Origin of the sequence: Rhodoferax sp., from assembly GCF_030646845.1 — a bacterium.
GTDB lineage: Bacteria > Pseudomonadota > Gammaproteobacteria > Burkholderiales > Burkholderiaceae_C > Rhodoferax.
In genome coordinates, this window is record NZ_JAUSLE010000063.1 from 199967 (window position 1) to 209973 (window position 10007).

General features: G+C 61.2%; 8 protein-coding genes. 3 read left to right on the forward strand and 5 right to left on the reverse strand.

Features of this window, described 5'->3' with window-relative positions; translation table 11 throughout:
* Positions 1-5 precede the first annotated feature (5 nt).
* Both Q7T10_RS15970 and Q7T10_RS15975 read right to left on the reverse strand, forming a co-directional pair.
* Positions 6-791: an ABC transporter ATP-binding protein gene (locus tag Q7T10_RS15970; RefSeq protein ID WP_304750229.1), complete on the reverse strand. Its 786-nt coding sequence runs from the start codon at positions 789-791 to the stop codon at positions 6-8.
* Between the two features lie 17 nt (positions 792-808).
* On the reverse strand, positions 809-2755 hold the full coding sequence (locus tag Q7T10_RS15975) for a long-chain fatty acid--CoA ligase (RefSeq protein WP_304750231.1): 1947 nt from the start codon (positions 2753-2755) through the stop codon (positions 809-811).
* Positions 2756-2928: 173 nt separating this feature from the next.
* On the opposite strand from Q7T10_RS15975, the gene Q7T10_RS15980 reads away from it, so the two are divergent.
* The 3 genes from Q7T10_RS15980 to Q7T10_RS15990 are packed head-to-tail and all read left to right on the forward strand — an operon-like array spanning position 2929 to position 5913.
* Complete coding sequence (locus Q7T10_RS15980) at positions 2929-3639, forward strand: Crp/Fnr family transcriptional regulator (RefSeq protein ID WP_304750232.1); 711 nt, start codon at positions 2929-2931, stop codon at positions 3637-3639.
* A 57-nt stretch (positions 3640-3696) separates the two neighbouring features.
* Complete coding sequence (locus tag Q7T10_RS15985; protein ID WP_304750233.1) at positions 3697-4641, forward strand: pseudouridine synthase; 945 nt, start codon at positions 3697-3699, stop codon at positions 4639-4641.
* Positions 4642-4659: 18 nt separating this feature from the next.
* Entirely contained in the window at positions 4660-5913 is a 1254-nt protein-coding gene (locus tag Q7T10_RS15990) for a triacylglycerol lipase (protein ID WP_304750234.1), read from the forward strand.
* A gap of 28 nt (positions 5914-5941) precedes the next feature.
* On the opposite strand, the gene Q7T10_RS15995 is transcribed toward Q7T10_RS15990, so the two are convergent.
* The 3 genes from Q7T10_RS15995 to Q7T10_RS16005 all read right to left on the reverse strand — a co-directional run.
* Positions 5942-6790 carry a response regulator gene (locus Q7T10_RS15995; RefSeq protein WP_304750236.1) on the reverse strand — a complete coding sequence of 283 codons (849 nt, stop codon included), beginning with the start codon at positions 6788-6790 and terminating at the stop codon, positions 5942-5944.
* A 76-nt stretch (positions 6791-6866) separates the two neighbouring features.
* On the reverse strand, positions 6867-7805 hold the full coding sequence (locus Q7T10_RS16000) for a diguanylate cyclase domain-containing protein (protein WP_304750255.1): 939 nt from the start codon (positions 7803-7805) through the stop codon (positions 6867-6869).
* A partial coding sequence (locus Q7T10_RS16005) for a PAS domain-containing sensor histidine kinase (protein ID WP_304750237.1) occupies positions 7805-10007 on the reverse strand: 2203 nt, incomplete at its 5' end. The genes Q7T10_RS16005 and Q7T10_RS16000, both read right to left, overlap by 1 nt.

Genomic DNA, 10007 nt, shown 5'->3' on the forward strand with positions numbered 1-10007 from the left:
TTTCCTTAGTGACTGGTGCCCAGATAGGCGCTGATCACGTCTTCATTGTTTCGGACCTCGTCAGGCGTGCCGTCGCCAATCTTCATGCCGTAATCCAGCACCACCACGCGGTCCGAGATATCCATCACCACACCCATGTCGTGCTCGATCAGCACCACGGTGGTGCCGAACTCTTCATTCACGTCCAGCACGAAGCGGCACATGTCCTGCTTCTCCTCCACATTCATGCCGGCCATGGGTTCGTCGAGCAACAGCACTTGCGGCTCCATCGCCAGCGCACGACCCAGGTCGACGCGCTTTTGCAGGCCATAAGGCAACTGGCCCACGGGCGTTTTGCGGTAGGCCTGGATTTCCAGAAAGTCGATGATGTGCTCGACTTTTTCGCGGTGCATTTCTTCCTCGCGCTGGGCCGGACCGACACGCAATGCTTGCCAGAGCAAATTGCTTTTGATCTTGAGATTGCGGCCGGTCATGATGTTGTCGATCACGCTCATGCCCTTGAACAAGGCCAGGTTCTGGAAGGTGCGCCCAATGCCCATGACCGCCACTGCATGGCTGTCCATGTGGCTGAAGGTCTTGCCGCGAAAGGTGATCGACCCCTGTTGAGGCGTGTACACACCATTGATGCAATTGAGCATGGAGCTCTTGCCGGCGCCGTTGGGGCCGATGATGGCGCGCACCTCATGTTCGCGCACATTGAAGGAAATATCGGTCAGCGCCTTAACGCCACCGAAACTGAGGGAAATGTTCTTGACGTCAAGAATGACATCGCCAATTTTTTTTGTCGCCATGGTGCTTCAGTCGGTATTCAGGCAGCGGCCTTGACCGGCGCAAAAGTTTTTGCGTCGTCGATTCTCAGTGTGGCACTGACGCTGCCGGTGCGGCCATCTTCAAACTTGACCTGGGTTTCGATGAACTGCGAGGTCTTGCCGCCGTACAGGGCATCCACCAGCGCCTGGTATTTTTCGGCGATGAAGCCGCGGCGAACCTTGTTGGTCCGGGTCAGCTCGCCGTCATCGGCATCCAGCTCTTTATGCAGCACCAGAAAGCGGCTCACTTGCGAACCAGCCAGCAAGGTGTCCACGCTCAAGTCGGCGTTGACTTTTTCCACGCATTCCTTGATCAGTTGGTAGACCTCGGGTTTTTGCGCCAAATCGGTGTAGCCGGCATAGGGCAGGTTGCGGCGTTCGGCCCAGTTGCCAACCGCGTCGAAGTCAATATTGATCATGACGCACACTTTTTCGCGACCGTCACCGTAGGCCACGACTTCCTTGATGTGCGGGAAGAACTTGAGCTTGTTTTCCACATACTTGGGCGCAAACATGGCGCCGTCATTGACGCCGCCCTTGATGCGGCCCACATCCTTCACGCGGTCGATGATCTTGAGGTGACCATGGGCGTCCAGAAAGCCGGCGTCACTGGTGTGGTACCAGCCGTCGGCGGTCAGCACCTCGGCGGTGGCAGCCGGATTTTTGTAGTATTCCTTGAGCAGGCCAGGTGACTTGACCAGAATCTCGCCGTTGTCGGCCACCTTGATCTCCACCCCGGCGATCGGGACGCCCACCGTGTCGGCGCGAGCCTCGTGATCCGGCTGCAGGCACACAAACACGGCTGTCTCGGTCGAGCCATAGAGCTGTTTGAGGTTGATGCCGATGGAGCGATAAAACGTGAAGAGATCCGGGCCAATCGCCTCGCCGGCGGTGTAGGCCACGCGCACACGACTCATGCCGAGGTTGTTGCGCAGCGGGCCGTACACCATCAGATTACCCAGCGCGTACAACACGGCATCGGTAAAGGAAACCGCTTTTCCATCCATCTTGGCAGGGCCCACCCGTTGCGCTACGGACATGAAATAGTGAAACATGCGGCGCTTGAGGGCCCCCGCGTCTTCCATGCGGATCATCACACTGGTGAGCAGGCCTTCAAACACCCGGGGCGGCGCGAAGTAATAGGTTGGGCCGACTTCCTTGAGGTCGATGGTGACGGTGGCCGCCGACTCGGGGCAATTCACCACGTAGCCGCAGGCCAGCCACTGGGCATAGCTGAAAATATTCTGGCCAATCCAGGCCGGTGGCAAATACGCCAGCACCTCTTCAGCGTGCGTCAGCTTGTCAAAGTCAGCCCCCGCCTTGGCGCGGTTCAGCAGCGAGTTGTGGGTATGTACCACGCCTTTGGGGTTGCCGGTGGTACCTGACGTGAAAAACATGGCCGCCACATCATCGGGCCGGGCCTGGTTCACCTCAGTCTTCACAAACTCGGGGTGCAGGGCGGCAAACGCCTGGCCCGAGGCCACCAGCTCATCCAGCGACGCGAGTCCCGGTTCGTCGTAGTTGCGCAAGCCCCGCGGATCATCGAAATAGATGTGCGCCAACTGGGGGCACTTGTCACGAATTTCCAGCAGCTTGTCGACCTGCTCCTGGTCCTCCGCAAAGGCAAAACACACCTCGGCGTCGTTGATGGGAAACACGCACTCCAGCGCGGCGGCGTCCTGGTACAGGGGGATGGGAACAGCACCCAGCGATTGCGCTGCCAGCATGGTGGCGTACAGGCGGGGCCGGTTGGCCCCCACCACCACCATGTGCTGACCGCGGCGCAGCCCGGCCTGGTGCAGGCCACACGCCAGCTGCTCCACGAGCGCGGCCAGATCAGCCCACGACAGCGCCTGCCAGATGCCGTACTCTTTCTCGCGCATGGCCGGCTCCAGCGGGCGTTTGGCGGCGTGATCTAAAAGAAGTCGAGGGAAAGTCGTCTGCATCCCGGTACCTTGTCTTCAAATGGGAGCAACCTGGACACGAGTCGTCTGGTTGCTGGAATGGACCAAATAATAGTCACTCGTTTGACGTCAGGTTGTCGTTTGGACGACAATCAGGACTTTTCCAGGTAGGTGTTTTCCCTGCACTTTCTGTCTGCTTACAGCGCAACTCACCCATGGGCTCCGAAACCTCTCTGCACCAGCGCCGGCGCCGCCTGAGCGCGGCCGAACTCGACACCATTCCATGGCTTCGCCTGCTGGCGCCGGTTGAGCGCGAGCGGGCGGTGGACGAGCTCCAGATCGCCGAGGCCAGCCCCGGCGAATTCGTGTGCCGCACCGGCCGTCCTGTGACCTACTGGTTTGGCGTGGTGGACGGCCTGCTCAAGATGAGCAGCGACAACGCCGAAGGCCAGACCATGACCTTCACCGGCGTGCCGCCGGGTGGCTGGTTTGGCGAAGGCACCGCCCTCAAGCGCGAGACCTACCGCTACAACATCCAGGCCCTGCGCGCCAGTCTGGTAGCCGGGGTGCATGTGGACACCTTTCACTGGCTGCTGGACCATTCGATCGGCTTCAACCGCTTTGTCATGAACCAGCTCAATGAACGGCTGGGGCAGTTCATTGCCGCGCGCGAGATCGACCGCATGACCAACCCCGACATCCGGGTGGCCCGCAGCCTGGCCGCGCTGTTCAACCCGGTGTTGTATCCCGGCGTCGGCGAGGTGTTGCGCATCACGCAGCAGGAACTGGCCTATCTGGTGGGCCTGTCGCGCCAGCGCGTCAACGAAGCCCTGACCTCGCTGGCCGCGCAAGGCTCCATCCGGGTCGAATACGGCGGCCTGCGGGTGCTGGACCTGCAAGCCCTGCGCTCCCGGGTTTTTTCATAGTAAATTAGCCGCCAGCCCCCGTAAAATATGCGCAAGCAGCTACAAAAAATATAGCAAATGACAAACTCCAAAACACCCCCCGTCTTCCGTCGCGCAGCCCCGCCTCCCAGTCGTGCGCCCATTCCGGCAGGTCAACGCAACACGGCGGCCATCGGCCCCAATGGCACCCTGCGCCTCAACAAACGCATGGCCGAACTCGGTCTGGCGTCCCGGCGTGAGGCCGACGAATGGATTGGCAAAGGCTGGGTCAAGGTCAACGGCGAGGTCGCCACCATGGGCATGCAGGTCACGCCCGATGTGCGCATTGAGATCAACAAGCAGGCGCAGGGCCAGCAGGCCAACCAGGTCACGGTGCTGATCAACAAGCCGCTGGGGCTGGTCAGCGGGCAGGCCGAGGATGGCCATGAGCCCGCCATCACCCTGGTGCAGCCACAAAACCGCTGGGCCGAGGACAACGCCCGCTTTTTCTTCCACCCCAGCCAGCTCAAAAGCCTGGTGCCGGCCGGGCGGCTCGACATCGACTCCACCGGCCTGCTGGTGCTGACGCAGGACGGGCGCGTGGCGCGCCAGCTGATCGGCGAAGATTCGGTGATGGAGAAAGAGTATCTGGTGCGGGTGGTGTACACCGGCGCCGAGAACACCGCGGCCGCCACGTCCGCTGCCGCTACCTATGGCGGCAAGACGACGCAACTGAGCCGCATCGACGATGACGATCCGGTGAGCACCGATGTGCAATCGGTCTTCCCCGCTGACAAGTTGCGCCTGTTACGCCACGGCCTGAGCCTGGACGGCCAGGCCCTGAAACCGGCGAAGGTCGAATGGCAGAACCCCGAGCAACTGCGCTTTGTGCTGACCGAGGGCAAGAAGCGCCAGATCCGCCGGATGTGCGAACTGGTGGGCCTGAAAGTGGTGGGCCTCAAGCGCGTGCGCATCGGCAATGTGATGCTGGGCAACCTGCCCGTGGGCCAGTGGCGCTACCTGGCGCCGCACGAGCGCTTCTAGCAGCGACGCCCCAGCATCATGACCAAACCCGCAACTCAGAACCCACTCAAGCACCTGCGCGCCGCAGACCTTCGCGGCATTGCCCAGCTCGCAACGCAGGCCACCACAGGCGTGACGCATATCGCCGAAGGCGTGCACCAGTCCGTGTGGAAGACCCTGGGTGCGCCCGGCGGCAAGGCGCCGGGGCAGGCACGCGGCATCACGGGGTTGGTCTACCAGAGCATACGGCGCGTCACGCAGCTGCTTGGCCAGGGCGTGGACACCCTGCTGGCCAGGCTGCAGCCCATGCTGGAGTCGGCTGAAGATGCCAGACCCGGCACGCCGGAGCGCGAAGCCGTACTCGCAGCCCTCAATGGCGTGATGGGTGACCGCCTGCTTCAGAGTAACAACCCGCTCGCAACCCGCATGACCCTGCGCTACCGGGGTGAAGCCCTGGACTGGCAGGCGCCCCTGAGCCTGCCGCAGGCCACGGGCAAGGTCCTGCTGCTGATCCACGGTCTGTGCATGAACGACCTGCAGTGGCACGCGCAGCACAAGGGGCAGGTGGTTGACCATGGCGAAGCACTGGCATCCAGCCTGGGCTACACGCCGGTTTATCTGCGCTACAACTCCGGCCTGCACACCTCAGAAAATGGGCATCAACTGTCAACCATGCTGGAGCAGTTGGTCACGCACTGGCCCGTCCCCATTGAAGACATCACCGTGGTCGCCCACAGCATGGGCGGCTTGCTGACCCGCAGCGCTTTTCACTACGCCAAAGTGGAGGGCTTGCGCTGGCCGGCGTATCTGAAGAACATCGTTTTTCTGGGCACGCCGCACCACGGCGCCCCGCTGGAGCGGGCCGGCAACTGGGTGGACGTGATCCTGGGCAGCACGCCCTATACCGCGCCTTTTGCCAAGCTGGGCCATTTGCGCAGCGCCGGGATCACCGATTTGCGTTATGGCCATGTGCTCGACATTGACTGGCAAGGCCATGACCGTTTTCATCGCAAGCCCGACAGCCGCCAGTTCGTACCCCTGCCTGAAGGTGTGGCCTGTTATGCCGTGGCCGCCACCCTGGCGCCCAAGCGCGGCACCCTGGCCGACCGTCTGATCGGTGACGGCCTGGTGCCGCTGCACAGCGCACTGGGGCAGCATGACGACCCTCAACGCAGCCTGGAGTTTGCAAAAACATCGCAATGGATTGCCTACCGCACCGGTCATGTGGCCTTGCTGAGCAGCCCTGATGTGATGCGGCAAATCGTGCAGTGGCTGACGCCGGGGCACGCCTGAAGTTGACTGCCCCCCGGTTTGGGGCAGTCTAGGCTGTCTGCGGTTGCGCGATATCGCGCATGATCTCGGTCACGTCCCGTCCGACACCGCGATAACCGGTAAAGCGGCCCGTTGCGTCAAACATTGGCTCCCCGCTCACCTGGAAATATTGGTGCGAACCGTCGGCATCGCTCCGGCTGAAGACGAAATCGAGGAACGGCCGCCGCGCCGCCATGTTGGCTTTGAGCACCGCGCGTTCGGCCTCATTCCAGCGCACCGCCTGCTCTTCCGTGATCTCGCCAAGCAGGGAGTCAAGCGGGATGCCGAGCATCTCCAGCACGGGACCGTAAACCCGGGTGAAAGTCCCTTTCTCGTCCTGCTCCCAGTACCAGTCGGAGGCCAGTTCCGTCAAGCGACGAAAGCGCGCTTCGCTTTCAAGCAGTTCGGCCGTGCGTTCCTGCACTTTTTGTTCCAGCACCTCGTTGTATTGTTCGAGTTTCTTGTACAGCAGGCGCACTTCCAGCATGTTGTGAATGCGCGTCTTGACTTCAACCAGGTCAAACGGTTTGGCGACAAAATCCTTCGCGCCCGAGGCCAGCGCGCGCAGTTTGTGGCCCGGCTGGGCCGTGATCACGAGAATCGGCACATAGCCATCAGGGTCAACCTTCTTCAGGCCTTCCATCACCTGGAAACCATCCATGCCGGGCATCTGCAGATCGAGCAGTATCAGGTCGTAGTGATTGGCGCGATGCAGTGCACACACGGCATAGGGGTCCATGGTTGAGGTCAGGGACTGATAGCCGGCTTCACGCAGCATTTGCTCCAGCAGCCGTACGTTGGCGTCCTGATCGTCCACGACCAGAATACGGGCATTGAAAATATCGGCGGTACTAACCATAAAAATTCGCTTTCTTGTCAATTTGCACTGAGATCAAAGTCCTGCGGCGACAGCTTACGTCAACTCTGCGTCGCCATCACAGGTCGGCGTACCCTGAGATGCGGTAGTCGTTCTTTCCTGCGCGTTTGGCCGCATACAGGGCCAGATCCGCGCTCTTCATCAGCGTCTCCACGTTATCACCATGCGTCGGGTAAACGCTGACACCGACGCTGGCCGTCACATCCACGCCACGGCCCTGAATGCTGTAGGGCTGTGACACGGCTTGTATCACTTTTGACACCAGATCGGCCACATCGTCACCATGACTCAATTGCGGCAAAGCGATGACGAATTCATCGCCCCCCACCCGCGCCACCGTGTCCTCCTGACGCACAGCGCCGACCAGACGGGCGGCCACCAGCCCCAGCAGGGCGTCGCCCGCATCATGACCCAAGGTATCGTTGATCTGCTTGAACCCGTCGAGATCGAGATACATCACCGCCATGTTGCCCTTGTTCCGGTGCGCATGGGCAATGGCCAGCGCAATGCGGTCCATCAAAAGCCGCCTGTTGGGCAGCCCGGTCAGCGGGTCATGCAGCGCCAGGGACTCCAGGGCACGGTTGCTATCTTCAAGCTGCTTGTACAACAGGCGCACTTCCAGCATGTTGTGAATGCGCGTCCTGGCCTCCATCAGGTCAAATGGTTTGCTGATGAAGTCTTTCGCGCCCGAGGCCAGCGCGCGCAGCTTGTGACCCGGCTGGGCCGTGATCACGAGCACAGGAAGGTAGCCACCCAACTTGTCTTCCTTCAGGCCTTCCATTACCTGGAAACCATCCATGTCGGGCATCTGCAGATCGAGCAGAATCAGGTCGTACTGATTGACGCGATGCAGGTCGCACACGGCATGTGGATCCATCGTCGACGTCAGGCACCGATAGCCGGCCTGACGCAACATTTGCTCCAGCAGCTGCACGTTGGCTTCCTGATCGTCGACGATCAGGATACGGGCATCAAGAATATCGGCAGCGTCAACCATCACATGAAATCTTCCACGGCCGCACCGTCCATTCCGCTTTGTGCAAATTCCAGCGCGGTGTCCAGCGCCTCCATGAAATCATTGACCCTGATCGGCTTGGTGAGATAGCGGAAGAATCCGACCTCCAGACCCCTCACAATGTCACGGGGCATGGCGTTGGCACTCAGTGCCATGACCGGGATGTGCCGGGTGGCAGGATCTTCACGCAGAATTTTCAGCGCCTCAATGCCGCTGATGCCAGGCAGGTTGATGTCCATCAGAATGACGTCAGGCTTATGAATGCGCGCCAGCGCGATCCCGCGCAAGCCATCCCCCGCACTCAACAAGCGCATGTCGGGACGACGCTCGATAAGTTGCTCAACCAGCTGCATATTGGCCCGGTTGTCTTCGACATACAGCAGGGTGCGCAGCGCCATGCCATCATGCACCCGTGCGCGCAGCATCGCCGTCGGTCCGTCCATATCGGGGGGGAGCTGCAATGCGGCCGCCTGGTTCAGTTCAATCCAGAACACGCTGCCGACACCGACAATGCTTTGCACACCAATTTCACCCTCCATCAGCTCCACCAGCCGCTTGCTCACCACCAGGCCGATGCCGGTGCCTTCTTCGGCGCCCGCCTCTTGTCCGAGCCGGTTGAACGGCTGGAACAGCTGGGCGAGTTTGTCCGCCGACAATCCTTCCCCGCTGTCCTGCACACTGATGCGCAGACGCTGTGCGGTCACCGCGCGGCACGTCACTTCGACCGTGCCGCCCGGGCGGTTGTACTTGATCGCGTTGGACAGCAGGTTCACCAGCACCTGTTTCAGCCGGGTCCGGTCAGCGCTGACAACGTACGGGCCATCGAACTTCGGAAAACTGACGTGAATGCCGCCTTTTTGGGCCTGCGGTTCGATCATGGCCTCGCAATCGAGCAGCAGTTCGGGCAGGGACATCGGCTCCAGCGACAGCGACAGCTTGCCGGACTCGATCAGGGCGAGATCGAGGATTTCGTTGATCAACTCCAGCAAATACCAGCCAGCATGGAGAATCTGGCCGATGCTGGCCTTCTGGGTGGGCGTGGGCTGGGGTGAGCCCGAATCCATGAGCTGGGCAAAGCCGAGGATCGCATTGAGCGGCGAGCGCAATTCGTGGCTCATGCTGGAGAGAAAATCCGATTTGGCGAGATTGGCTTTTTCCGCCACGAATCTGGCGCTCTCCAGCTCGACGTTCTTTTCCTGCAGCACCTGATCAAGAAGTTTGCGCTCGGTAACGTCCCGCGCAGCGGCGAACACGCCCTGCAGCTTGCGGTCGCGGTCGTAGAAGGTGGTCGCGTTATAGGACACCACCGTCTCCTTGCCGTCCCTGGCGCGCGCGGTGAGCTCGTAATTGGTGACCTTCTTTTCGCTCAGCACCAGTTTGATGCCCGCCTCGGCCCGCTCCGGGTCGGTGAAGTAATCCTTGAACGGCGCGCCGATCAGTTCGTCACGCGTGCAACCGGTGAGTGCCTCCATCTGCTTGTTGACGTCGGTGATGATGCCCGCTGGATCGGTGGTCATGATCGCGTCGATGTTGGATTCGATCAGGGACCGGGTGTAGAACTGCTGGTCACGCAGGCGTTGGTCGAGCTTTTTCTGTTCTGCTTCGACCTCCTTGCGCGCGGTGTTGTCCGTGCCGATCAGCAGGTAGCCGATGATGGCATTGTGATCATCGCGCAGCGCCGTGACGGACACGACGGCCGGAAAGCGACTGCCATCCTCGCGGATATAGGTCAGCTCGTAGATGTCCTCGATGCCGCGCGAAGCCTTGAACACCAGCGCCTCGAAGCCCGGCTCGATCTGGGTTCCGAGTTCGGCACTCAACGTCTTGGCACGTGCGATCACTTCCTGCGGATCCGAAATGTCGGCCGGGGTGATCTTGTTCATCACATCGGCGGCCAAGTAGCCCAGCATGCGCTCGGCGCCGACGTTGAAAATCTGGATGACGCCCTTGGCGTCCGTGGCGATGCTCGAAAAATTGGCGCTGTTAAAAATCGCGCTCTGCAGGGCCCCGGCCTTGAGCAGCGCTTCCTCGGCCTGCTTGCGCGCGGTATTGTCGGTGCCGATCAACAGGTAGCCGATGATGACGTTTTGAGCGTCGCGCAGCGCCGTGACCGACACCACCGCCGGAAAGCGGCTGCCGTCCTTGCGGATGTAGGTCAGCTCGTAGATGTCCTCGATGCCGCGC

Coding starts and splice junctions, on each gene's coding strand:
- Q7T10_RS15970 (WP_304750229.1), bottom strand. CDS start 791: ATGGCGACAAAAAAAATTGGCGATGTCATTCTTGACGTCAAGAACATT.
- Q7T10_RS15975 (WP_304750231.1), bottom strand. CDS start 2,755: ATGCAGACGACTTTCCCTCGACTTCTTTTAGATCACGCCGCCAAACGC.
- Q7T10_RS15980 (WP_304750232.1), top strand. CDS start 2,929: ATGGGCTCCGAAACCTCTCTGCACCAGCGCCGGCGCCGCCTGAGCGCG.
- Q7T10_RS15985 (WP_304750233.1), top strand. CDS start 3,697: ATGACAAACTCCAAAACACCCCCCGTCTTCCGTCGCGCAGCCCCGCCT.
- Q7T10_RS15990 (WP_304750234.1), top strand. CDS start 4,660: ATGACCAAACCCGCAACTCAGAACCCACTCAAGCACCTGCGCGCCGCA.
- Q7T10_RS15995 (WP_304750236.1), bottom strand. CDS start 6,790: ATGGTTAGTACCGCCGATATTTTCAATGCCCGTATTCTGGTCGTGGAC.
- Q7T10_RS16000 (WP_304750255.1), bottom strand. CDS start 7,805: ATGGTTGACGCTGCCGATATTCTTGATGCCCGTATCCTGATCGTCGAC.